A 23,760-nucleotide genomic window follows, 5' to 3' on the forward strand; every position below is an offset into this window, starting at 1 on the left:
CCCGCGCGCGGGAAAGGGCCCTGACACGAAGAAATCTCGACCCCCTGAGGAGGTCGAGATTTCCGGGTGTTCGCAGGTCAGGCGTTGTCGGTGGACTCCGTGGAGCCCTCGCCGCCACGACGGCGACGACGGCGGCGCGGACGGTCGCCCGCGTCGGCCGAACCGGACTCGGCGGCGGCCGGGGCCTCCGACTGCTGCGCGCCGACCTCGGCGTTGACGTCGTCACCGCTGCGGGTGCGACGGCGGTTGCGGCGCCGGGTCGGGCGGGTCTCGGCGTCGGAGTCCTGCCGGGCACCGCTGGTCGGCTCGGCACCGCCCTCGGACTTGCCGCCGCGGGTGCGGCGCCGGTTGCGGCGCGGCCGCTTGGCCTCGCCCGACTCGCCCTCCGGCTCGGCGTCCAGCCCGGCGCGCGTGCGCTTGGCCAGCGGCAGCCGCCCGGTGACGTCGGTCGGGATGCTCAGGTCGGTGAACAGGTGCGCCGAGGTGGAGTAGGTCTCCACCGGCTCCGGCTTGCCCAGACCGAGGGTGTCGCTGATCATCTTCCAGCGCGGTTCCTCGTCCCAGTCGACCAGCGTGATCGCCACGCCCTCGCGACCCGCGCGGCCGGTGCGGCCGATGCGGTGCACGTAGGTCTTCTCGTCGTCCGGGCACTGCAGGTTGATCACGTGCGTCACGCCGGCCACGTCGATGCCGCGAGCCGCGACGTCGGTGGCGACGAGGATGTCGACCTTGCCGGAGCGGAACGCGCGCAGCGCCTTCTCCCGGGCTCCCTGGCCCAGGTCGCCGTGCACGGCACCGGCGGCGAAGCCGCGCTCGGTGAGCTCGTCGGCCAGCTTCTGGGCCTGCCGCTTGGTGCGGCTGAAGACCATCGCGAGACCGCGGTCCTCGGCCTGCAGGGCCTTGGCGATCAGCTCGGACTTGTCCATCGAGTGCGCGCGGTAGATGAACTGCCGGGTGCGCTCGTGCACCGCGCCCTCGTCGGCCTGCTCGGCGCGGATGTGCGTCGGGCGGGTCATGAAGGTGCGGGCCAGGGTCAGGATCGGTCCGGGCATGGTCGCCGAGAACAGCATGGTCTGCCGCTGCTCGGGAACCATCCGCAGGATCCGCTCGATGTCGGGCAGGAAGCCCAGGTCGAGCATCTCGTCGGCCTCGTCGAGCACGAGCGTGGAGACCTTGCCCAGCACCAGGTGGCGCTGCTCGGCCAGGTCCAGCAGGCGGCCCGGGGTGCCGATGACCACGTCGACGCCGTTGCGCAGCGCGGAGATCTGCTCCTCGTACGGGCGGCCGCCGTAGACGGCGAGGGTCCGCACGCCCAGGTGCTTGCTCGCGTCGGTGAGGTCGCGGGTGACCTGCAGGCACAGCTCGCGGGTCGGGACCACGATCAGGGCCTGCGGGGTGCCGTCACCGGCACCGCCCACGCGGTGCAGCAGCGGGACGCCGAAGCCCAGGGTCTTGCCGGTTCCGGTGCGGGCCTGACCGATGAGGTCCTCGCCGCGCATCGCCAGCGGGAGCGTCAGCTCCTGGATCGCGAAGGTCCGCTCGATGCCGCCGTCGTTGAGCGCCTTGACGATGTCCGGGTGGACGTCGAGCTCGGCGAACGTCGGCGGGAGGTGCTCTTCGGTGACCTCGTCCGCGGGACTGCTGGAGATGTCGGGGGCGCCGCCCCCGGTCTGATCTTCGAGGCCACCAGGGGCCTGGGTGTTCGTGAACGTCAGAATGATCGCCTCTCTCGGTACCTGCGCGCGTTCCTCCCGATTCGGGCCGATCCCGTGGCGACGTCCTCCCGGCACACGGCGGCCGCCGTTTCGCGGCTGCTCGGAGTGCTCGTGGTCACCGACGTAATGGTGCGCGCCTTCGTTTCGCTACAGCGGCGAATACCCCGCTGGCTGGTTCGTTGTCTCATCGGCATCGCATGCGCGCCAAGGCCGTCGAGCCGTTCGCTCGAGCCGCGTCGCGCCGACATGTCCGGGGCCGTCTCGCTCGGGCGCCCGTCGCCCGGTGACGTTTCGGGGAGCCGACCCCACGGTGTTCGACCGCGTCGTCTGGACGCCGATTGCTCCTCCGAGTTCCAGGATACCTGTTCTTCAGCCAAAACTGACGTGGCGCGTATAACTCGGGCGTGCCGACGGTTACGCTCGCAGCCATGAACGAGGCTGACCAGCGGGCCACCATGCCGGGTGAAAGTGACGAACGTTACCAGGAAGGCGTCGTGGACCTGCTCGCGGCGCTGGCCTACGGTGAGCTCTCGGCGTTCGACCGCCTCGCCGAGGACGCGCGCACCGCGCCGACGCTGACCGGCCGAGCGGCGCTGTCGAGCATGGCGGCGGCCGAGATCGGCCACTACCGGATGCTGGAGCAGGCGCTGGCCGCCCGCGGGGTCGCGGTCGACGAGGCCATGCAGCCCTTCGCCCAGCCCTTCGAGGCGTTCAACTCCTCCACGGCACCGCACTCGTGGCTGGAGTCGCTGGTCAAGGCCTACGTCGGCGACGGGCTGGCCGCGGACTTCTACCGCGAGGTCGCCGAGTGGCTGGAGGCCGACACGCGCGAGCTGGTGCTGACGGTGCTGGCCGACACCGGCCACTCCGCGTTCGCCGAGCGCGAGGTCCAGGCGGCCTGCGCCGACGACCGCTCGCTGCGCGACAAGCTGACGCTGTGGGGGCGCCGCCTGCTGGGCGAGGCGATCACCCAGGCCCAGTTCGTGGTCGCCGAGCGCGACGCGCTGGCCGAGCTGATCATCAAGGGCTCGGGGGACCTCACGGGCATCGGCGCGATGTTCCGACGCCTGCAGAGCAACCACACCAAGCGAATGGGCCAGCTCGGCCTGGGCTGATTCGCTCTTAGCGAATGGCCAGATCCGGTGCCTGGCGGGGTGGCTGGGATAGCCTTGGCCGGTCACATCGTTTCTAGTGCCCTACGGAGGTTCGGCGTGGAGGTCAAGATCGGCGTCGTGGACAGTCCGCGCGAGCTGACGGTCGACAGCGGGCAGTCCCCGCAGGAGATCGAATCGCTGGTCTCCGACGCGCTGAAGAACGAGGCGAGCGTGCTGGCGCTGGACGACAGCAAGGGGCGGCGCATCATCATCCCGTCGACCAAGATCGCCTACATCGAGATCGGACCGGCAGACGTGCCGCGCGTGGGCTTCGGGGTCGGCTGACACCCGATTCGAGCTGGTCGAGGGGCATCCCGGGTTTCCGGGGCGCCCCTCGTCGCGTTTCAGTCCAGCTCTTCGTCGGGGACGACCTCCAGGTAGGTCTCGTCGAGCAGGTCGAGGTTCTCGTCCGGGTCGAGGACCAGCCCGGCCGAGCGCAGCACGCCGTCGATGCCGGACCAGATGACCTGCGCCAGGTAGGTGGTGAGGTCTTCGCGGCTCATCGTCTGCCGGTCCAGCCACCAGTCGCCGCTGGCCTGCACGAGTCCGACCAGGCCGTGGCTCCACACCTCGACGCCGCCGGAGTCCAGGCCCAGCGCGCGCATGTAGCGGCCGAGCAGCCTGGCCAGCGAGTTGGCGATGACGGTCTTCTCGTTGGACACCGGGTCGCTGGCGACGGGCCGGTCGGTGAAGTTGCGTTGCACGACGAACCGGTAGAGGTCCGGGTACTCCTCGATGAGGCCCAGGTAGGCGTCGAGCAGCCGCCGGATCAGCTCGTTGGCGGAGCCGTTGATCTTGAACAGCGGCCGGAGCCGCTGCATCAGCAGGTCGGTGCCCCACTCGCCGACGGCGACGTAGAGGTCGCTCTTGTCGCTGAAGTGCCGGTAGAGCACGGGTTTGCTGACGCCGGCCTCGGCGGCGATGTCGTCCATGCCGACTTCCGCGCCGTGCTCGCCGATCGCGCGAACGGCCGCTTGGACGAGTTCGGCGCGCCGGGCCAGCCGGTGCTCGCGCCACCGCTCCTTGCGGGCGTCGCCCTTGTGCTCCTCGTTTCGGACAGCCTTGACATGCCGGGCACTGTGACTCACGCTACCTGAGGTTACTGTTACCACCGGTAACACGCAATCTTGATGGAGCGGAATTGCAGACGGTTACTCCCGCCGAGCTCACCACCAGCGACGGCGCCCGGCTGCGGCTGATCGACGAGGGTCCTGCGGACGCCCCGATCACCGCGGTGTTCGTGCACGGCTGGACGCTGAGCAAGCACACCTGGGACCGCGTCGCCGCCGGACTGCCGGCTGCGGCCGGGCGCAACGTGCGCACGCTGCGCTACGACCTGCGCGGCCACGGCGGCAGCCGCCCGGCCGAACCCGGTGACGCCACCATCCGCCGCTGCGCGGACGACCTCGCCGAGCTCATCGCCGACCGCGTGCCCGAGGGCGAGCTCGTGCTGGCCGGGCACTCGATGGGCGGAATGACGATCATGGCGCTCGCCGAGCAGCACCCGCAGCTGTTCGACCGCGTGCGCGGGCTCGCGCTCGTGGCGACCTCCTCGGGCAACCTCGCCGAGCCCAGCTTCGGCCTGCCCAAGCCCGGTGCGGACGTCTTCAACGCCGGTGAGCGGGCGCTGCGCCGCTACCTGGCGGGCGCCAAGGGGCAGCGGGTCAGCGGCGCCTCGGGCTGGTTGCGACCGGGTGTCCGGTGGCTGCTGTTCGGCAAGCGTCCGCAGTCCGACGACGTGGCGGCCACGGCGTCCTGGCTGGCCGGGTGCCACCCGGTGAACATGGCCGGCTATCGCGAGTCGCTGGCCGCCCACGAGCGCGCCGAGGCCCTGTCGAGGTTCGACGGCATCCCGACCCTGATCTTCGCGGGCGGCTCGGACCGCCTCACCCCGCCCGACCACGCGGAGAAGATCGCCGCGAAGCTGCCGGGCGCCGAGTTCTACCTCTACCCGGGAGCGGGCCACATGCTCCCGCTGGAGCGCGCGGAAGAACTCACCGCCCGCCTGGCCACGCTCCTCTGACGTCACCCGACCAGGCGAAGGATTCGAATTTCGCGCGAAATTCGAGCGGGAAACCTCGGACTCGAATTTCGCGCGAAATTCGAATCCCCCACGTCGGGAACGGCGCTGACCTGCGGGGACGCGGTGTCGCGTGAGGTGCGGGGACTCGTCGGGTCAGGGCGTCTGGAGGGGGAAGCCCGCCAGGCCCTTCCAGGCGAGGGTCGACATCAGGTTGACGGCCTCGTCGCGGGGGATCTTCTGCTGCTCGTCGAGCCAGTCCCGGGCGGTGACCTGGGCGAGGCCCACGAGTCCCACCGCCAGGAGGCGGGCCCGGGCGGCGTCCAGCCCGGCGTCGGCGGTGACGGCCTCGGTGATCGCGTCGATGCAGCCGGAGAGGGAGTTCTCGACGGCCTTCTCCACGGCGGGCTCACCGCGCAGGTCGGACTCGAACACGAGCCGGAACGCCTGGTCCTCGCTGGCGACGAACTCGTAGAACGCGCCGATGGCCGCGCGCACGCGCAGCTTGTTGTCGGCGGTCGATTCTATCGCCGTGCGGACCCGGCGGACGAGCTCGTTGCCGTGGGTCTCCAGCAGCGCCAGGTACAGCTCCAGCTTGCCGGGGAAGTGCTGGTAGAGGACCGGTTTGCTGACTCCCGCGCGCTCGGCGATGTCGTCCATCGCCGCAGCGTGGTAACCGTTGTGCACGAACACGTACTGCGCAGCTTCGAGCAGCTGCGCCCGGCGCGCGTCGCGCGGCAACCGGATTCCCTTGTTCGGCTGCGCGGTCCCGGTCATCCTCGCCTCTTCCTTCCGCCGCGATCGGTGGCCATGCAGCCCCCAAACTTCCCCGACTCTACTCGCCAGTAAAGCCGCTTACCGCAATCCGTCCGGTTCGGACTGCATCCTGTACCGATGACGACGCGTGCGACCGACGTGAACCTGCACCGGCCTGCGAGGCGGAACCGGCTGGATCGCGACGCCCTGACGCGGGTGCCGCTGGTCGACGGCCTCCCCGCGCTGGATCCCCACCTGCGTCCGCCCGAGGGCCGCAGGATCGACCTGCCCGCGGCCGAGGACTCCGGCCCGGCCTGGTTGCACGTCCGCGAGACGGAGGGGCCGCCCGGCGCGGAGGCCGCCGTTCACCTGCACGGGCTCGCCGGGTCGTCGACGAACTGGACCGACCTGGCCGCCCAGATGTCCGGACACCTGCGCAGCGTCGCGGTGGACCTGCCCGGATTCGGCCGCTCGCAGCCCCCGGCGGGCTTCGGGTACACGCGGCAGGAGAACGCCGACCTGATCATCCGGCTGCTGACCGAGCTGGGCGCCGGAGCGGTGCACCTGACCGGCAACTCCTTCGGCGCGGCCGTGGCCATCGAGGTCGCCGTGCGCCGCCCGGACCTGGTCAGCACGCTGACGGTGATCTCCCCGGCGATGCCGGACCTGCGCCCGAGCCCGAGCCGGATCTCCGATCCGCGGCTGGCCCTGGCGCTGCTGCCGGTCGTCGGCCCGCCCACTCGCCGCAGGCTCGCGGAGGTCACCCCGCGAGAGCGCGCCGAGCAGCTGGTCCGGGTGTGCTTCGCCGAGCCGGACCGCATCCCGCCGCACCGCCTGGACGAGGCGGCGGAGGAGTTCGCCGAGCGCGCGAGCCTGCCCTGGGCCACCGCCGCGCTGGCTCGCACGACCGTGGAGCTGATGCGCTCCTGGGTGTCGCCGCCGGCGCGCTCGCTGTGGCGGTTGCTGCCCCGTGTCGACGCGCCCGCCCTGGTGATTTGGGGTGACAACGATCGGGTGGTTTCAGTCCGCAAGGCACCACGCACGGCGACGCTGCTCCCGCGTGGACGGCTGCTCGTGCTGCCGCGCACCGGCCACGTCGCCCAGTTGGAGCGCCCTGCGATGGTGGCGCGCGCGGTCCTGGGGCTCGCGCTGTCCGACACCTGGTGAAACGCGCTCCTACGCAACAAGGGTGATCTTTTCGGCGGTGCTCACCCCCAGTGGTCGGTGTGACGGAGTTGGCTGGTCGGGCTGTGGCACGCTAGTGGGGTGAATCGCCCGCCGCAGCCCTCCAGCGACTCCGTGGAAGACCGCCATCCGGCGGACCGTTCCGCGCGTGAGTCGCGTGGTCTGGCGGACCGCACGCGGCGGCGGGGCGAAGCCCCCAGGGGCGAGCCGCTGGCCGCGTCCTGGACGCCTGAGCCGTCGGAGGGCCACTACCGGGCGAGGCACCGCAAGAGCGTCCTGGGCCGCTACGGCTGGCGGGTCTACGCGCTGCCGCTGCTCGTGGTCATCACCGCGCTGGCGGTGCTGCAGACCGCGCGCCCGGGCGACGTCGACGCCGCGCTGACCGGGCCGCCGCCGATCGCCGAGCAGGGGCCGGGCGAGCCGATCGTCCGCGAGGCGCCGCCGAGCCAGACCTTCCCGGTCAACATGTTCTCCGCCGACCTGCCTCCCGGCGGCCCGATCCCGGAGACCGGGGCCCGCACCTTCCAGGTGCTGCCCGGCACGTCGCCGGTCGTCGGCTCCGGGCAGCTCTACCGCTACAGCGTGGAGCTGGAGGTCGGCGTGCAGCTGCCCGACCCCAACGCCGAGTTCGGCAACCTGGTGCAGACGACCCTGTCGGACCCGCGCAGCTGGACGAACCCGCAGGCGGGAGGCATCTCGCTGCAACGGGTCGACTCCAGCGGTCCGCGCCCGGACTTCCGGGTGATCCTGGTCAGCCAGCAGACGGCCCGCGAGGCCTGCGACTACACCGCCGGGGTGCCCTACGACAGCTCGTGCCGCAAGGGCGACATGGTCTACCTCAACGCGGCCCGCTGGGTGCGCGGTGCGGTGTCGTTCGAAGGTGACATCGGCAACTACCGCCGCTACGCGATCAACCATGAGGTCGGCCACGTCTTCGCCAACAAGCACGTCGGCTGCCCCGGTCAGGGAGCGCTGGCCCCGGTGATGATGCAGCAGACGTTCAGCGTCGCCAACAACGAGCTGCACGACCTCAACAAGGTCGCCGACCAGGGCACGAAGATCGATGCGAACGGTTTCGTCTGCCGCCCGAACGCCTGGCCGTTCCCGGTCGCGCCCGGCTTCTAGACCAGGCTTCCCGCGAGCCCCTCGCCGTCCCGAATGTTGGGAGTAGTTTGGGTTGGGGAATCGGATCGTTCAGGCTTGCGTTGCAGATTCCGTGTTACCCGTTGGGCGACACGTGGACGCTTTTGAGGCACCGGCCGCTCTCGCAGCGAGCGGTGCCGCCACCAGAGGAGGAGCTGGGAATGTCCGGCGCAACGTCGCTACCGCCGCTGGTCGAGCCGGCGTCGGAGCTGACCAAGGAAGAGGTCGCGCGCTACAGCCGCCACCTGATCATCCCGGACGTCGGGATGGACGGGCAGAAGCGGCTGAAGAACGCCAAGGTCCTGGTGGTCGGCGCCGGCGGGCTCGGTAGCCCGGCGCTTCTGTACCTGGCCGCGGCCGGGGTCGGCACGCTCGGCATCGTCGAGTTCGACGAGGTCGACGAGTCGAACCTGCACCGCCAGGTCATCCACGGGCAGTCCGACCTGGGCCGCCCGAAGGCCGAGTCGGCGAAGGACTCCATCGCCGAGGTCAACCCCTACGTCCAGGTCAACCTGCACCAGACGCACCTGACCTCGGACAACGCCCTCGACATCTTCCGCGACTACGACCTGATCCTGGACGGCACGGACAACTTCGCCACCCGGTACCTGGTCAACGACGCCGCCGTGCTGCTGGGCAAGCCGTACGTGTGGGGTTCGATCTTCCGCTTCGAGGGTCAGGCCAGCGTGTTCTGGGCCGAGCACGGGCCGCAGTACCGCGACCTCTACCCCGAGCCGCCGCCGCCCGGCATGGTGCCGTCGTGCGCCGAGGGCGGCGTGCTGGGCGTGCTGTGCGCCTCCATCGGTTCGATCATGGTCAACGAGGCCATCAAGCTGATCACCGGCATCGGTGAGACGCTGCTGGGCCGGCTGATGATCTACGACGCGCTGGAGATGAGCTACCGCACCGTCAAGATCCGCAAGGACCCGAACGCCGACCCGATCAACGAGCTGATCGACTACGAGGCGTTCTGCGGGGTGGTCTCCGACGACGCGCAGCAGGCCGCGTCGAACAGCACCATCACGCCGCAGGAGCTCAAGGACATGTTCGATCGGGGCGAGAAGTTCGAGCTGATCGACGTCCGGGAGCCGCACGAGTACGAGATCGTCAAGATCGACGGCTCGAAGCTGATCCCCAAGGACCGCATCCTCTCCGGTGAGGCGCTGTCCGAGCTGCCGCAGGACCGCAAGATCGTCCTGCACTGCAAGTCCGGTGGCCGTTCCGCGGAGGCGCTGGCGGCGCTGCACAAGGCCGGCTTCGCCGACGCCGTGCACGTCGGCGGCGGTGTCCTGGGCTGGGCCAACCAGGTCGACAAGAGCCTGCCGACCTACTGATCGAAGTCGCGCCAGAGCGGTGCGCCGGTTCCTGGAGAACCGGTGCACCGCTCTTGCGTTTTCCGGAGCGCCTGCTGCCCATTCCCCGATCTTCGAGGTAGCGTCTGGCGCGTGAGTGCTACGCCGGAGCCGCCACCGCCGCACGTGTGCGCGGCGTTCGGCGCGCGTGTCGAAGAGCCCGAGGCGCTGGAGGGCGCGGTCGCGTGGCGTTGCGGCGAGATCGTGCTCAAGCCGGCCGCCAACACCGCCGAAGCCGCGTGGGTCGCGCAGACCCTCGACGTGCTGGAACCCGACGACGTCCGGATCTCGCGCCCGGTCCGCTCGACCGACGGCCGCTGGGTGGTGTCGGGCTGGTCCGCCAGCCGCGACGTCATGGGCCGTCCCGAGCCCCGGCACGACGAGGTCGTGGCCATGTCGCTGCGTCTGCACGCGGCCAGCAGGTTCCTGTCCCGGCCGCGGTTCCTGCAGCTGCGCCAGGACATCTACGCCCTGTCCGACCGGATGGCGTGGGGGGAAGAGGACTACGCGCTGCCGCAGGAGAAGGGCGGCAGGCTCTACGACGTGCTGGCCGGTTCGCGGCGCCCGGTGCAGCTGCAGGCGCAGGTCGTGCACGGCGACCTGTTCGGCAACGTGCTCTTCGCCGGCGACGCCTCGCCCGGGGTGATCGACTTCAACGCGTACTGGCGGCCCGCCGAGTGGGCCGCGGCCGTGGTGGTCGTGGACTCGCTGGCCTGGGGCGGAGCCGATCCGGCGATCGTGGAGCGCTGGTCGCACCTGACCGACTGGCCGCAGGCGTTGCTGCGCGCCTTGCTGTTCCGGCTCGCGGTGCACGCGCTGCACCCGCGCTCGTCGGCGAAGACGCTGACGGGCTTGGAGCGCGCGTCGAAGGTCGTGCTCGAAGTCCTGTGACGGGCTTCGCCTCGGTGCGCGCGGGTGGTTGTGTGACGATGGGCGCGTGCAGGACGTTCTGAGCGGTTTCACGGTCGGGATCACGGCGGAGCGCAAGGCCGAGGAGATCGGCAACTTGCTGGCCCGCCGAGGTGCTCGCGTGCTGTTCGGCGCCGCGATGCACACGGTTCCGCTGCCGGAGGACGGTGAGCTCGCCGACGCCACCGAGCGGGTCCTCTCGGCCCCGGTGGACTTCGTCGTGGCGATCACCGGCATGGGTTTCCGGGGCTGGTTCGAGGCCTCGGGCGAGGCGCTGCCGGCGCACCTCGGCGATGCCCGGGTGGTGGCGCGGGGCGCGAAGGCCAAGGGCGCGGTGCGCGGGGCCGGACTGCGCGAGGAGTGGACCTCGCCGAGCGAGGAATCCGCCGAGATCCTCGACTACCTGCTGGAGCAGGGCGTGGCGGGCAAGCGGGTCGTGCTGCAGGTCCACGGCGACCCGATGCTCGAATTCCGCCGCGCGCTCACCGAAGCCGGGGCCGAGGTCGTCCCGGTCACGGTCTACCGCTGGACGGACCCGGTCGACCTGGAGCCGCTGGATCGCCTCATCGACGCGGTCATCGCGGGCGAGGTGGACGCCCTGCCGTTCACCAGCGCTCCCGCCGCGACCAACTTCCTGGCCCGCGCCGACCGCACCGACCGGGGCGAGGCGCTCCGGAAGGCGCTGCGCGACGACGTCCTCATCGCCTGCGTCGGCCCGGTCACCGCAGCGCCCATCGCCAAAGCCGGTCTGCCCCACGCGATCCCGGACCGGGCGCGCACCGCGGCCCTGGTCCGCCTCGTCACCGAGGAGCTGCCCAACCGGGACGCCTGATCCCGTTCGAATTTCGCGCGAATTTCGAGGCGGGACTTTCGCACTCCAATTTCGCGCGAAATTCGAATGCTCGCCCCGCGAAGCGGCCCTGACCTCGGCGGACACGCGAGGGGGTCGCCCTTCGGGTGAGGTCAGCCGCTCCAGCGGTGTTGGCGCATGTTGACCCTGCCGTCCTGGGCCAGGACGCCTTCGGCGCGGAGGAGTTCGAGCTGGCGGTGGCGGATGTGGTCGGCGACGGTGCCGTTGGAGCGCAGCACGCGGTGCCAGGGCAGGTCGGCGGTGTCCTCGGACATGATCCGCCCGACGAGCCGCGCTGACCGGAGTCCGGCGAGCTCGGCGACGTCGCCGTAGGAGAGCACCCGGCCAGGGGGGATCGACGCGACCACGGCCCGGACCCGCTCGAACGTCTCCTCATCCACGCACCGAAAGCTACCGCACGGCTGAACGCTCCCGATCGCCTCGCGGACGGTTCCGGTCCGAACCGCCCACGATCGATGTCGCTCGTGCCGGGTCGATTCGGGCCAGAACCGGAAACGGCCCGCCCCCGGGTGGAAGGGGCGGGCCGTCGCCTGCGGGGACCGAGCGTCAGCCCTGGAAGCCGGCGACGATCTTGGAGAAGTCCCAGTCCTGCTGGTCGATGCCGCTGCAGGAGTCCACGGCACCGCCGCTGCACGGGCGGTCGCGGTTGACCGACCAGAAGGTGAAGCGGCCGAGGCCCTTCTCCTTGGCGTAGTCGGCCATCTTCTGGAACGCGGCCTGGTCGACGAGCTCGCCCTCGACGTCGGTCTTGCCGTTCATCGACGAGATGCCGGAGTGCGCGTAGGCGTCGGCGTCGGCGTAGCCGAAGCTGGCCTTCAGCGCCTCCTTGAGGCCCTCGGTCGCCGAGATGGTGTCCGCGGCCATGTCGGAGCCGTTGAAGTCGAACGGCATCTGCGTCCACACGTCGATGTTCGCGCCGACCTCGGCGGCCTTGGCGAACATCGCCTTGCCGTTGTCGTTCGGGCCGGTGGTGGTGGTCGGGAAGGTGACCACGGTCAGCAGGCCGGGGTTGGCCTCCTTGACGATCTTCAGCGCCTCGACGACCTCGTCGCGGGAGGCCTGGTTCTCGAACTCGGTGGCCTCGATGTCGATGTCGATGGCCTTGAGCCCGTAGGCGTCGATCACCTTCTGGTAGGCGCCGGCCAGCTGCTGGGCGTCGCCGCACACCTCGCTGAGCTTGGTGCCGGAGTAGCCGCCGATGGACGGGATCACGTCGCCGCCGGCGCCGCGGATCGCGTCGATGGTGGCCTTGTCCTGGCCGTCGAGCGGGCGCTGACCGTCCCAAGCGGGGTTGCAGCCGCCGTCCGAATTGATGAAGGCGAGGGTGAAGTCCTTGATGCCGGTCGCGTTCATGACGTCGGCGGGCGCGGGCGGGCTGCCCCAGCCGTTGTACAGGTACGGCGAGGCGGCGACCGGGCTCGTGGCGGCGCTGGGCTCTTCGGCGCTGAGGGCCGGGGCCGCGCCGATGGCCAACGTGCCGAGAACGGCGGCGCCGGCGAGCAGGCTCGTGCGGATCTTGCTCACGCTTCCTCCTTCTTCGGGGTTGCGTCGCGCGATCGGGGCTGCGCGAATTCGCAGGTCACGGGCGGGGGAGGCCCGCGATGGGAGGAAATCTGCCAGACCGCAAAATTGGTTTGTACCACCAAACGTCGGAGCGCGATCCCAGCATTCACAGTTGGAAATCCCGGAGAACTCGGGCACATTCCGGCGTGCCCGGAACCGATCTTGTCCCCTCGGCGTGGTTCCATTCGGTGCGTGCCTCCCGCGAATTCGCCCGTGCTCGTGCGCCGCGCCGAGACCGCGCGCCGCGCCACGACCTGGGACGAAGCGGGCCGGCGCGCGCTGGAGCACTCCTTCGGATTCCTCCGCGTGCTGGGCGGTCCGGGAACGGGGAAGTCGACGCTGATCGCCGAGATCGCGGCCGACCGGATCCGAAACCGGGGCGTGTCACCGGAGAACGTCCTCGTGCTCACCTCCAGCCGCCGCGCGGCGTCGTGGATGCGCACCGAGATCACCCGGTTGCTCACCGGATCCGGCGAGGACGTGCGCACCGCCCCGGAGCCGCTGGTGCGCACCGTGCACTCCTACGCCTTCGCCGTCCTCCGGCTGCAGGCGGTGCGCGACGAGCTCCCGCCGCCGCAGCTGCTCAACGGCCCCGACCAGGACGCCCTGGTCCGCGAACTGCTGGAAGGCGACGTCGAGCAGGGCGCCCCCGACTGGCCGGAGCCGCTGCAACCCGCCTTGACCGTCCCGGGCTTCGCCGAGGAGCTGCGGGACCTGCTGCTGCGCGCGGCCGAACGCGGCGTCGACCCGGATCGGCTGATCGCTCTCGGGCGCGAGCACGGACGCCCGGAATGGGTCGCGGCGGGACGGTTCGGCCGCCAGTACGAGCAGGTCACGCTGCTGCGCGGTGCCGGAGGCTCGCAGGCCCCGGCCCTGGACGCCGCGGAGCTCGTCGGGTCCGCGCGCCTGGCCTTCGCCACCGACTCCGGGCTGCTCATGGCCGAGCAGGACCGGGTCCGGTACGTGCTGGTCGACGACGCGCAGCACCTGGACCCGCAGCAGTACCGGCTGATCCGCACGCTCGGCGACACCGCCACCGAGTTCATCCTCGCCGGTGACCCGGATCAGTCCGTCTACACCTTCCGCGGCGCCGACCCGCGCTGCCTGCTCGACGCCGATCCCGGCGGCACCGACACCACCGTGCTCACGGTCGATCACCGCATGTCCAAGTCGGTGCGAGAAGCGGTGCAGCGCTTGGCCTCCCGGCTGCCCGGCCACGGGCCGCAGCGCCGCCTGGTCGAACCCGAGCCGGAGTCCGAGCAGGACGAGACCGCGAGCGGCGCGGTGCAGGTGCGGTTGCTGGCGACCGAGGCGCAGGAGGCGGCGTGGGTCGCCGACCAGCTCCGCCGCGCCCACCTGCTCGACGAGATCCCCTGGTCGCGGATGGGTGTGGTGGTGCGCTCGACGGGCCGGTCGCTGCCGGTGCTGCGGCGCGCGCTGCTGGCCGCCGGGGTGCCGATCGCGCTGCCGGTGGACGACGTGCCGCTGCCGCAGCGCGCCGCCGTCCGCCCGCTGCTGACGCTGCTGCGGTGCGCGATCCGCCCGCACGAGCTCGACGCCGACGCGGCGGCGGTGCTGCTGTCCTCGCAGCTCGGCGGCGCCGACCCGCTGGCGCTGCGCCGGTTGCGGCGCGGCCTGCTGCGCCTGGAGTCGGCGTCGGGCGGCAGCCGTCCCAGCGGCGAGCTGCTGGTCGAGGTGCTGCGCGACGGCGATCGGCTGGCCGCGCTGGAGGACTCGGCCGCCGAACCCGCCCGCCGCGTCGCGGCCCTGCTGCGCACCGCGCAGGAGTCGGCGGACAACGGCCAGAGCGTCGAGGAAACCCTGTGGCGGGTGTGGAAGGCCTGCGGGCTGGAGAAGCGCTGGGTCGCCCAGTCCGAGCGCCACGGCGTCACCGGCGCGCAGGCCGACCGCGACCTGGACGCGATCGTGGCGCTGTTCGACGCCGCGGCCCAGTTCGTCGACCGGTCACCGGGCAACGACGCGGCCGGGTTCGCCGACTACCTCACCGACCAGCAGATCGCCGGGTCCTCGCTGGCGCCGACCGCGCCGCGCGACAACGCGGTCCAGATCCTCACCGCCCACGCCGCGACCGGCCAGGAGTGGGACGTGGTGGCGGTTCCCGGTGTTCAGGAGGGCAGCTGGCCCGACCTGCGGCTCCGCGGATCGCTGCTGGGCGTGGAGCACCTGGTCGACGTGCTGTCGGGGATGACGGCGGAACGGGTGTCGGCGACGGCGCCGCTGCTGGCCGAGGAGCGCCGGTTGCTGCTGGTCGCCGCCAGCCGCGCCCGGCGCAGCCTGCTGGTCAGCGCGGTGCGCGGCGAGGACGAGCAGCCTTCCCGGTTCCTCGACGAGCTCGACGGCGTGGAGAGCGACCCGGATTCCGCGGAACGCCCGATCGCCCGCCCGGAGCGCGGTCTCACGCTGGCCGACCTCGTCGGCGAGCTGCGCCGGGTGGTCTGCGACTCCGAGGAGCCCGAGGAGCGCAGGCGCCGCGCGGCCGGGCAGCTGGCCCGGCTCGCCGCCGACGGCGTGCCCGGCGCGGACCCCGACTCCTGGTACGGCCTGCCCGCGCCGTCCACCGACGCGCCGCTGGTCACCGGGGACGACCCGGTCAAGGTCTCGCCCTCCACTGTGGACATCCTCGCGAAGTGCCCGCTGCGCTGGCTGGTCGAGCGCAACGGCGGCCAGGACACGGCCGAACTCGCCGCCGTCACAGGAACGCTCGTGCACGCGCTGGTGCAGGCCGCCGCCGACGGCGCCGACACCGACCAGCTGCACCAGGCGCTCGACGAGGCCTGGCAGACCATCGACGCCGGGGCGCCGTGGTTCTCCCGCAAGGAGCGCAAGCGCGTCGAGGGGATGCTCAACGCCTTCGTCGTCTGGCTGGTGCAGTCCCGCGCCGAGCTCACCCAGATCGGCGTGGAGCGCGACCTCGACGTCACCGTGCAGGGCCGCGAGGGCGGCCCCTGGCTGCGGCTGCGCGGCCGGGTCGACCGGCTCGAATCCGACTCCTCGGGACGACCGGTCGTCGTCGACGTCAAGACGGCGAAAGCGCCGGTCAGCAAGGGTGATGCCGAGGAGCACCCGCAGCTGGCGGTCTACCAGCTGGCCGCCGCGCTCGGTGCCTTCGGCGACGAGCAGGAGCCCGGGGGAGCCCGGCTGCTCTACGTCGCCAAGTCCGACCGCAAGGGCTCGGCGACCGAACGCGCGCAGGAACCGCTCGACCAGGAGAAGATCAAGGTGTGGCTCGACGTCGTGCACAGCGCCGCCGAGTCCAGCCTCGGACCGGCCTACGTGGCCAGCGAGAACACCGACTGCCCGCGCTGCCCGGCGCGCACCAGCTGCCCGGTTCACCCCGCAGGTAGGCAGGTTTCGCAGTGATCAGTCCACAGCGGATCGCCCAGGCCCTGGGCCTGCACCAGCCCACGCCGGAGCAGGCCGAGGTCATCGCCGCACCACCCGAACCGGCGCTGGTGGTGGCCGGTGCCGGGGCGGGCAAGACCGAGACGATGGCCGCGCGCGTCGTGTGGCTGGTCGCCAACCAGCTGGTCACGCCCGAGCGCGTGCTGGGCCTGACGTTCACCCGCAAGGCCGCCCGCCAGCTCGCCGACCGGGTCCGCGCCCGGCTGCGCAGGCTCGCCGGGTCCGGCCTGCTCGACGAGGTCGATCCGAGCGGGCAGCTGCGATCGGCGGTGCTCACCGAAGAACCGACCGTGCTGACCTACCACGCCTACGCCGGGCGCATCGTCGGCGAGCACGGGCTGCGCGTGCCGGTGGAGCCGGGCGCGCGGCTGCTCACCGCGACAGCCTCGTGGCAGCTCGCGCACCGCGTGGTGGCGAGCTGGACCGAAGACCTCGACACCGACAAGGTGCCCACCACGGTCACCAGCTACCTGCTGGCGCTGGCCGGTGAGCTCGCCGAGCACCTCGTGAGCCCGGACGAGCTGCGGGTGCACGCCGAGAAGCTCTGCGAGGCGGTGGAGAACGCCCCGCGCGCCAAGGGCCAGCGCGCCAACCTGCCGCAGGACCTGGTGAAAGTCGTCGCCGCGCAACGGCTCCGGACCGCGATGCTGCCGCTGGTCGAGGAGTACGCGCAGCGCAAGCGCCGCGAAGGCGCGATGGACTTCGCCGACCAGATGTCGCTGGCGGCCAACCTCGCCGCCGGGCACCCGGAGGTCGTCGAGGGCGAACGCGCCCGCTACGGCGCGGTGCTGCTCGACGAGTACCAGGACACCGGACACGCCCAGCGCGTCCTGCTGCGCTCGCTGTTCGGCGGCGATTCCGCGTCCCTGCCGGTGACGTCGGTGGGCGACCCGGCGCAGGCGATCTACGGCTGGCGCGGCGCGAGCGCGGCGAACCTGCCCCGGTTCACCACCGACTTCCCGCGCACCGAGGCCGACCACCTGGCTCCCGCGCACCGCTACGGGCTGCTGACCAGCTTCCGCAACCCCGAAGAGGTGCTGCGGATCGCCAACGCGGTGTCCGAACCGCTGCGCAGGATCGGCCTGGAGGTCGACGAGCTCCGCGCTCGCGAAGGCGCCGACGACGGCGACATCCGGGTGCTGCTGGCCGAGCACGTCCGCGCCGAGCGCGAGTGGGTGGCCGACCGGATCCACGCCCAGTGGCAGTCCTCGATCGACGAGACCGGCCGACCGCCGACCGCCGCCGTGCTGGTGCGCCGCCGCGCCGACATGGCCGACATCGCGGTCGCGCTGCGGGAACGCGGACTTCCGGTGGAGGTCGTCGGCCTCGGCGGGCTGCTGGACGAGCCGGAGGTGCGCGACCTGGTCAGCGCGCTCCGGCTGCTCGTCGACCCGCTCGCGGGCACGGCCGCCGCCCGGCTGCTGACCGGTTCGCGCTGGCGGATCGGAGCCGCCGACCTGGCGGCGCTGTGGGAGCGGGCGCGCGAGCTCGGCACGCAGTTCTTCGGCGAACCCGAGTCCGACGACGCCACGGCCGTCGTCCACGCCGCGCTGCCGGGCGAGAACGCCGAGCAGGCGGGCCTGGCCGACGCCCTCGACGATCCCGGCCGGCCCGAGCGCTACTCCGAGCAGGGCTACGACCGCATCCGCAGGCTCGGCGGCGAGCTCGCCGCCCTGCGACGCCGCCTGGACCAGCCACTGCCGGAGCTCGTCGCCGACGCCGAGCGCACGCTGCTGCTGGACATCGAGAGCCTGGCCCGGCCGGGCGGTGTGGGTCGCATCCACCTCGACGCCTTCGCCGACGTGGTCACCTCGTTCGCCACGGCCAGCCCGTCGGCGACGCTGCCGTCGCTGCTGGACTACTTCGCCGCCGCCGAGCGCGCCGAGGACGGCCTGGAACCCGGTGAGGTCGAGGTCGCCGACGACCGCGTGCAGATCCTCACCGTGCACGCCGCCAAGGGCCTGGAGTGGCAGGTCGTGGCCGTTCCGCACCTGGTCAACGACGTCTTCCCCGGCAAGCGCAAGTCCTCGTCCTGGCTGCGGTCGGTGACCTCGCTGCCCGCCGAGCTGCGCGGCGACGCCCCCGACCTGCCCAAGCTCGACGTGGACCGGCTCAACGGCCTGGACCGCAAGGAGCTCAGCGAGGCGCTGGGCATCCACGACGAGGAGTTCGAAGCCCGTCGGCTCGCCGAGGAGCGCCGCCTGTTCTACGTCGCGGTGACCCGCTCGGAGCGCACGCTGCTGCTGTCCGGGCACTGGTGGGGCGAGAACGGCGACCGGCCCAAGGGCCCGTCGGACTTCCTCACCGAGACCGCGGAGGTCGTGCACGGCGACCGCGTCGGCGTCATCGACGAGTGGTGCCCGACGCCGGACGAGGACGCCGAGAACCCGCTGGCCGACGAGGTCCGCTCCGCCGAGTGGCCGGTGGATCCGCTGGGACCGCGTCGCGAAGCCGTTTCCGAAGGCGCGGAGCTGGTCCGCACGGCTCTGTCCGCCGTGGATTCGATCGAGGTGGACGAGGACCCCGACGGCTGGGCGCGCGACGTCGACGTCCTGCTGGCGGAGCGCGCCGCCGCCGCCCAGCGCCGCGAGGAGGTCCGGCTGCCCGACCACCTGTCGGTCAGCCAGCTCGTCGAGCTCGCCGGTGACACCGACGCGCTGGCCCGCAGGCTGCGGCGGCCGCTGCCGTACCCGCCGAACCCGATGACCCGCCGCGGAACCGCGTTCCACGCCTGGCTGGAGCACCGGTTCACCTCCTCGGCGCTGCTGGACGTCGACGAACTGCCCGGTGCCGCCGACGATTCCGCTCCGATGCACGAGGACCTCGCCGAGCTGCAGAAGGCGTTCCTCGAAGGCTCCTGGGCCGACAGGACCCCGCACCGCGTCGAGGTGCCGTTCGAGACCCAGGTGGAGGGCATCGTCCTGCGCGGCCGGATGGACGCGGTCTTCGCCGACCCCGACGGCGGCTGGACGGTCGTGGACTGGAAGACCGGCGGAGTCCCCAACGGCGACCAGATCCCGTCGCTGTCGGTGCAGCTGGCCGCGTACCGGTTGGCGTGGGCGGAGCTGTCGAAGACCCCGCTGGAGAAGGTCCGGGCCGCCTTCCACTACGTCCGCCACGACTACACGCTGCGACCTGCGGATCTCCGGGACGCCGAAGGTCTTCGCGAGCTCATCACCGCGGTTCCGAAGAATCCGGAAATGAGTACACGTTCGGGTGGTGGAGCTTGAGTTCGGAGTGCGCGGCGGTCGACTATGCCCGCGATGAACACCGACTGGAAGCTCACCACTCCGCCTGAATCCGCAGTGCGCGTGGACGCCGAAGTTCTCGCCATGCGCGCCCCTCTGGTGCGGGTCCACCGCGACGATGAGGGCACCTGGTCCTTCGAGGGCCCGAGTGCCACGGGTCGGGAGTCCAAGCAGACCAAGCTGCAGGCCGTCGTCGGCGCCTGGCCGCACGTGGCGGCGCTGTCCGAGCTCGACGCCGGGACGGCCGTCGTCTGGTCCTGGCGGCAGCACGGCTGGGCCGTGGAGTTCGAGTGCGAATGCGGCACCTGCGAGCAGCCGGTGGCAGGCGACATCGATCGCCAGAACTGGCCATCGGAACTCCAGCCGCACACGATCATCAGCGTCGAGCAGGTCGCGCTGTCAGGCCAGCGTCCGCTCACCGACATCATCAGCACCCCGGGCGGCATCGCGATGCTCGGCCCCGGCGATCACCGCCGCACGGTCGACCTGATGACCCCGGTGGCGCTGGCCAACGTCATCCGCCGCTGGCCGCACACGGTCCAGGCGATGCGCGTTCTCCAGGAGAACCGCGGAATGCGCTGGAACCCCGACGGCCTCAACTGGCACGAATACGCCGTCGCCTGACCCTTTTCAGGCCGCGCCCGCGCTGTTTCAGGTGTGGGACTCAGCCCGCACCGTCGCGGGTTCTCAGCGGTTCTCCCGGGAGGACGCCGCGACGCCGTGTATCGGCACACATCAGGAGTGGCGCCCGGACCCGGAGGGCCGTTGAGGTTCCGCTACCCGCACCGCCAAGCAAGCCGAGTGAATTTCACTCGTTTCAGGCGTTCTCGGTGAGTTGCGGGTGTTCGAGGAGTCGCGAGTAGAGGACTTCCAGCAGCCAGCGCCCGAACATCGACGAGCCGAATTCCGCGGCGCGGTTCTCCGGCGGGATGACGAGCTCGCCGGAATCGTCGGGCCCGGTCGTGACGACGCCGGCGCCGTAGTAGTCCAGCTCCAGCATGGACAGCGCGTCGTACCGCTGCTGACCGGGCAGGACCACCGCGCACGGCGCGAGGGACAGCAGCATCCCGCAGGCGCGCAGCGCGCGGGACGGCTTGGACACCGGAACGAGAATTCCGATCAGGTCGACGGCGGCCACCGGCAGCTGGTCGTGGTGCTCGGGTTCCGACCACGCCTTGAACCACGCCGGGTTGAGCTCGGGCTCCCAGCCGTTGTTCAGGCGCCATTCGTGGACGTCCGGCCGGATGCGGGCGACCGCGGTGAACCGGGTGTCGAGAACATCCACATCCGGTACTAATCTCCCGTCCCAACCGAGAGCGCGGGCCGCGTGCTGAAGCTGCTGCACGGTCGCATGGTAAACGCCCGGACCCCGATTTCGGGATGGTGTTTCCCCAATGGTTCGACACAATTCCGGGCGGTCCTCTTCCGGATGTGCGGAGAGGTTACTGTTCAACGCCGTGAGTGGTCACAACGTCGGGGAGCACGACTCATGAATCGAGGTCCCAGCCAGCTGTTCGGCAGGCACAACGCCGAGGAAGAGCTGAGCACCAGGCCCGATCACGCGCTCGTGGGCGTCATCCGCATGCCGGGCACGGTGACGAGTCCGGTGCGCTCCATCATCCGCCGCATCCTGGGCGCCATGGTGGCGCTGGCCGCCACGGTCGCCATCGTCTACATCGGCCGGGACGGCTACCGGGATTCGGCGGGCGGCGAGCTCAGCGTGCTCGACGTCGTCTACTACGCCACGGTGTCGCTGTCGACGACCGGTTACGGCGACATCACCCCGGTCAGCGACCGGGCGCGGCTGGTGAACGTGCTCGTCATCACTCCGCTGCGCGTGCTGTTCCTGATCGTCCTGGTCGGCACGACACTGGAAGTGCTCACCGAGCGCTCGCGGCAAGCTTTCAAGATCCAACGCTGGAGGTCCAAGGTGCGCGACCACGTGGTCGTCATCGGTTACGGAACCAAGGGCCGTTCCGCGGTCACCGCACTGCTCGGCGAGGGTGCCGACCCGGGCCGCATCGTGGTGGTCGACACCGACCGCGCGTCGCTGGAGTCGGCGTCCGCGCAGGGCCTGGTGACGGTCAACGGTTCCGGTACCCGCTCGGACGTGCTGCGCGTGGCGGGCCTGCCGCGCGCCCGCGCGATCGTGATCGCCCCCGCCCGGGACGACACGGCGGTGCTGGTGACCCTGACCGCCCGCGAGCTGGCCCCGAAGGCGCAGATCGTCGCGGCGGTCCGGGAAGCGGAGAACGTGCACCTGCTGCGCCAGTCGGGCGCGGATTCGGTGGTGGTCTCCAGCGAGACGGCGGGCCGCCTGCTGGGCATGGCGACGTCGACGCCGTCGGTGGTGGAGATGTTCGAGGACCTGCTCAGCCCCGAGGTGGGTCTGGCGATCGCCGAGCGCGAGGTGGAGCGCCAGGAGGTCGGCGGTTCGCCGCGGCACCTGACCGACATAGTGCTGGGCGTGGTCCGCGACGGCGAGCTCTACCGGGTGGACGCCCCGGAAGCGGACGCGATCGAGGCCGGCGACCGGCTGCTCTACGTGCGAAAAGTGACGCCGCCGCAAACGTGACCTTCTCACAACGGGTCTCGGGCACTTCCGGTTCCGGGTTTCTGGGACTATCGGTGTCGTGGGAAGCACGCGAGGTTCGGCCTCGGTGGCGTCGATCCTGCTCGTCCTGGGCGTTCTCGGCGTTGTGGTGGCCGGTGTGACGGTCTGGCCGCTGGTCGCGGCATCCGGGCAGACGCAGGTCGCCGAACGCCGGGCGCAGGCGGTCGTCGTCGAGCCGCGCCCGTGCGGGGCGCGGGCGGCCGGTGACGTGGTCGAGGTGCAGATCGACGGCCAGACCCGCCGCGCCACCTTCGACGGCTGCGGGCACACCCGCGGTCAGCGCCTGGACGTGATGGTCCCCGCCCGCGCATCGGGGGACCTGAGGGTCACGCCGGTGAAAACCCAGCAGACCGAACTGGAGGCGCTCGCCTGGCGCACCCACATCGTGCTGATCACCCTGGCCGCCGTCGCGGGCGGAGGCTACGGAATCCTCCTGGGCCGCCGCTAATCCACGTCGCTCGGCGGTGAGAGCCACGTGTTGCACTGGGTGATCTCGTTCTTGCTGAACCCCTGATCGACCCAGGTGGAGTTGGTCTGGATGCTGCCGTGGTCGTCGACGTCGCTGTTCTCGTCGCCGCGCGCGGCGGAGTCGCGCAGCGCGGGGAAGATGAGGTCGTTGCTCACGCCGCCGTTCTGCAGCGCGGCGAGGGTCATCCCCTCGAAGCAGGTGGCTTGCAACTCGGAGCGCCGGGTGAGTTCGAGACCGGCCTCGGTCTCGGCTCCGGCGTTGGCCGACGCGCTGCCGTAGGCGGCGTTGATGCCGGAAAGCCGTTGCAGCGCATGGCCGAACTCGTGCGCGAACTGCCCGAGGAACACCCCGGCCTCGCTCCTGCCCTCGATCTCGGAGTAGTAGCGCGCGGTCATGTAGATGGTGTTGTCCTGCGGGCAGTACAGCGCCGTCTGGTCCCAGGTCCGCAACCCGCACGGCGTGTCGACGTCGTCCCCGGTGGTGACGACCCTCGGTGTGTCGGTGGGCAGGTTCGCCTCTTGCAGGGCCGGTTCCCACGCCTGCATCAGGCAGGGCAGCGCAGCCTGGTAGAAGGCGTCCTGCGAGGCCACGTCGGTGGAGAAATCCGGCAGCGGGCACGGCGTGGTGACCGCTCCGTTCCCGTCGATGTTGATCGGGTTGTCCCCGAGCTTCGGCACGGGCTGCTCGGTCCCGAGGTCCTCGGAGGTAGAGGTCTCCTCGGAAGTGCTCGTCTCCGCGGTGGTGTCGCTGGTGGTCGTCGTCGTGGTCGCCGCGATGGGCGGGTCCACCGGTTCGTCGGCTCTGTTGGCGGACACGGAAGCGGCCACGGCCCCCACGGTCCCGATCCCGAACAACGCCACAGCCGCCAGCACGAGCCCGACGACGAGCCCGGTGTTGTTCCGCTGCGGCGCCTGCTGCGCGAACTGAGGAACTTGAGGAATCGGCCCGGTCGGGCGCTCCTCGAACGGCACCCACGGGGCGTGCCCGTAGCCGGGCGGCGGAACTTGCCCAGGCGGGCCCTGCCCAGGACCCGGACCCTGCCCAGGCCGGGAAGGCTGCTGCCACTGAGGGGGCTGCCACTGCGGAGGCACGGGAGGCGTCATGCCCGGAACCCCATCGACCACCGCCGAGCGCCCTCAGCCACCCCGCCCGACCACAAAGCCTTCATCCCACCGACTTCCACCCAGACCCACAACGGCCTCAAACCCTAACCCCACGAACACCCCACCGAACCAGGAACGCCCGAACCAACGCCGAGACCGCACCACGGCACCGTCAACGGTCACCCGAGCGGCAGTTCTGGCCCGAACCGTCCGTGATCAAGGTCGTTTCGCCCCG

At 71.4% G+C, this 23,760-nt stretch carries 20 protein-coding genes; 13 read left to right on the forward strand and 7 right to left on the reverse strand.

The window, feature by feature from the left end:
- Window positions 1-77 precede the first annotated feature (77 nt).
- Window positions 78-1,649: a DEAD/DEAH box helicase gene (locus tag KBO27_RS26145; protein ID WP_210972619.1), complete on the reverse strand. Its 1,572-nt coding sequence runs from the start codon at window positions 1,647-1,649 to the stop codon at window positions 78-80.
- 494 nt (window positions 1,650-2,143) lie between these two features.
- Here KBO27_RS26145 and KBO27_RS26150 point away from each other — a divergent pair, with 494 nt between their 5' ends.
- Together KBO27_RS26150 and KBO27_RS26155 are read left to right on the forward strand one after the other, a co-directional pair.
- Complete coding sequence (locus KBO27_RS26150; RefSeq protein ID WP_210972514.1) at window positions 2,144-2,830, forward strand: ferritin-like fold-containing protein; 687 nt, start codon at window positions 2,144-2,146, stop codon at window positions 2,828-2,830.
- 96 nt (window positions 2,831-2,926) lie between these two features.
- Window positions 2,927-3,154 (forward strand): DUF3107 domain-containing protein, encoded by a 228-nt coding sequence (locus tag KBO27_RS26155; RefSeq protein ID WP_132672916.1) that lies wholly within the window; start codon window positions 2,927-2,929, stop codon window positions 3,152-3,154.
- Between the two features lie 59 nt (window positions 3,155-3,213).
- Here the strand turns inward: KBO27_RS26155 and KBO27_RS26160 are convergent, their stop codons facing one another.
- Window positions 3,214-3,957: a TetR/AcrR family transcriptional regulator gene (locus KBO27_RS26160; protein ID WP_210972515.1), complete on the reverse strand. Its 744-nt coding sequence runs from the start codon at window positions 3,955-3,957 to the stop codon at window positions 3,214-3,216.
- A gap of 53 nt (window positions 3,958-4,010) precedes the next feature.
- On the opposite strand from KBO27_RS26160, the gene KBO27_RS26165 reads away from it, so the two are divergent.
- On the forward strand, window positions 4,011-4,892 hold the full coding sequence (locus KBO27_RS26165) for an alpha/beta fold hydrolase (protein WP_210972516.1): 882 nt from the start codon (window positions 4,011-4,013) through the stop codon (window positions 4,890-4,892).
- A gap of 153 nt (window positions 4,893-5,045) precedes the next feature.
- Here KBO27_RS26165 and KBO27_RS26170 read toward each other — a convergent pair whose 3' ends face one another.
- Window positions 5,046-5,666, reverse strand: a complete 621-nt coding sequence (locus KBO27_RS26170; RefSeq protein WP_132685617.1) for a TetR/AcrR family transcriptional regulator — start codon at window positions 5,664-5,666, stop codon at window positions 5,046-5,048.
- Between the two features lie 117 nt (window positions 5,667-5,783).
- Between KBO27_RS26170 and KBO27_RS26175 the strand changes: the two genes are divergently transcribed.
- The 5 genes from KBO27_RS26175 (at window position 5,784) to KBO27_RS26195 (ending at window position 11,066) form a co-directional block, all read left to right on the forward strand.
- A complete protein-coding gene (locus KBO27_RS26175; RefSeq protein ID WP_210972517.1) occupies window positions 5,784-6,812 on the forward strand; it encodes an alpha/beta fold hydrolase in 1,029 nt (342 codons plus the stop codon).
- Window positions 6,813-6,911: 99 nt separating this feature from the next.
- Window positions 6,912-7,955, forward strand: a complete 1,044-nt coding sequence (locus KBO27_RS26180; protein ID WP_307870622.1) for a DUF3152 domain-containing protein — start codon at window positions 6,912-6,914, stop codon at window positions 7,953-7,955.
- A gap of 179 nt (window positions 7,956-8,134) precedes the next feature.
- Window positions 8,135-9,307, forward strand: a complete 1,173-nt coding sequence (gene moeZ / locus KBO27_RS26185) for an adenylyltransferase/sulfurtransferase MoeZ (RefSeq protein ID WP_210972518.1) — start codon at window positions 8,135-8,137, stop codon at window positions 9,305-9,307.
- A 111-nt stretch (window positions 9,308-9,418) separates the two neighbouring features.
- A complete protein-coding gene (locus KBO27_RS26190) occupies window positions 9,419-10,216 on the forward strand; it encodes a TIGR02569 family protein (protein ID WP_132672921.1) in 798 nt (265 codons plus the stop codon).
- Window positions 10,217-10,262: 46 nt separating this feature from the next.
- The gene (locus tag KBO27_RS26195) at window positions 10,263-11,066 is read left to right on the forward strand and encodes a uroporphyrinogen-III synthase (RefSeq protein ID WP_210972519.1); all 804 of its coding nucleotides are present in this window, start codon (window positions 10,263-10,265) and stop codon (window positions 11,064-11,066) included.
- 131 nt (window positions 11,067-11,197) lie between these two features.
- Here KBO27_RS26195 and KBO27_RS26200 read toward each other — a convergent pair whose 3' ends face one another.
- Window positions 11,198-11,485, reverse strand: coding sequence for an MGMT family protein (locus KBO27_RS26200; RefSeq protein ID WP_210972520.1), 288 nt, complete (start codon window positions 11,483-11,485; stop codon window positions 11,198-11,200).
- Window positions 11,486-11,651: 166 nt separating this feature from the next.
- Entirely contained in the window at window positions 11,652-12,629 is a 978-nt protein-coding gene (locus KBO27_RS26205; protein WP_210972521.1) for a chitinase, read from the reverse strand.
- Window positions 12,630-12,860: 231 nt separating this feature from the next.
- Between KBO27_RS26205 and KBO27_RS26210 the strand changes: the two genes are divergently transcribed.
- Genes KBO27_RS26210 through KBO27_RS26220 form a run of 3 tightly spaced genes read left to right on the forward strand, consistent with a single transcriptional unit; the run spans window position 12,861 to window position 19,963 of the window.
- Window positions 12,861-16,049, forward strand: coding sequence for an ATP-dependent helicase (locus KBO27_RS26210; protein WP_307870623.1), 3,189 nt, complete (start codon window positions 12,861-12,863; stop codon window positions 16,047-16,049).
- A complete protein-coding gene (locus KBO27_RS26215) occupies window positions 16,046-19,321 on the forward strand; it encodes an ATP-dependent helicase (RefSeq protein WP_210972522.1) in 3,276 nt (1,091 codons plus the stop codon). Before KBO27_RS26210 ends, KBO27_RS26215 begins: the two co-directional genes overlap by 4 nt.
- 33 nt (window positions 19,322-19,354) lie before the next feature.
- On the forward strand, window positions 19,355-19,963 hold the full coding sequence (locus tag KBO27_RS26220) for a hypothetical protein (protein ID WP_246538060.1): 609 nt from the start codon (window positions 19,355-19,357) through the stop codon (window positions 19,961-19,963).
- 193 nt (window positions 19,964-20,156) lie between these two features.
- On the opposite strand, the gene KBO27_RS26225 is transcribed toward KBO27_RS26220, so the two are convergent.
- Window positions 20,157-20,684: a hypothetical protein gene (locus KBO27_RS26225; protein WP_210972524.1), complete on the reverse strand. Its 528-nt coding sequence runs from the start codon at window positions 20,682-20,684 to the stop codon at window positions 20,157-20,159.
- A 144-nt stretch (window positions 20,685-20,828) separates the two neighbouring features.
- Between KBO27_RS26225 and KBO27_RS26230 the strand changes: the two genes are divergently transcribed.
- The gene (locus KBO27_RS26230) at window positions 20,829-21,914 is read left to right on the forward strand and encodes a potassium channel family protein (protein WP_132672928.1); all 1,086 of its coding nucleotides are present in this window, start codon (window positions 20,829-20,831) and stop codon (window positions 21,912-21,914) included.
- A gap of 58 nt (window positions 21,915-21,972) precedes the next feature.
- Window positions 21,973-22,401, forward strand: a complete 429-nt coding sequence (locus KBO27_RS26235) for a hypothetical protein (protein ID WP_210972525.1) — start codon at window positions 21,973-21,975, stop codon at window positions 22,399-22,401.
- On the opposite strand, the gene KBO27_RS26240 is transcribed toward KBO27_RS26235, so the two are convergent.
- A complete protein-coding gene (locus KBO27_RS26240; protein ID WP_307870624.1) occupies window positions 22,398-23,393 on the reverse strand; it encodes a neutral zinc metallopeptidase in 996 nt (331 codons plus the stop codon). The two genes, KBO27_RS26235 and KBO27_RS26240, sit on opposite strands and share 4 nt — an antisense overlap.
- Window positions 23,394-23,760: the final 367 nt, after the last annotated feature.

The organism is Saccharopolyspora endophytica (assembly GCF_018070075.1).
In the GTDB taxonomy this organism is placed as follows: domain Bacteria; phylum Actinomycetota; class Actinomycetes; order Mycobacteriales; family Pseudonocardiaceae; genus Saccharopolyspora; species Saccharopolyspora endophytica.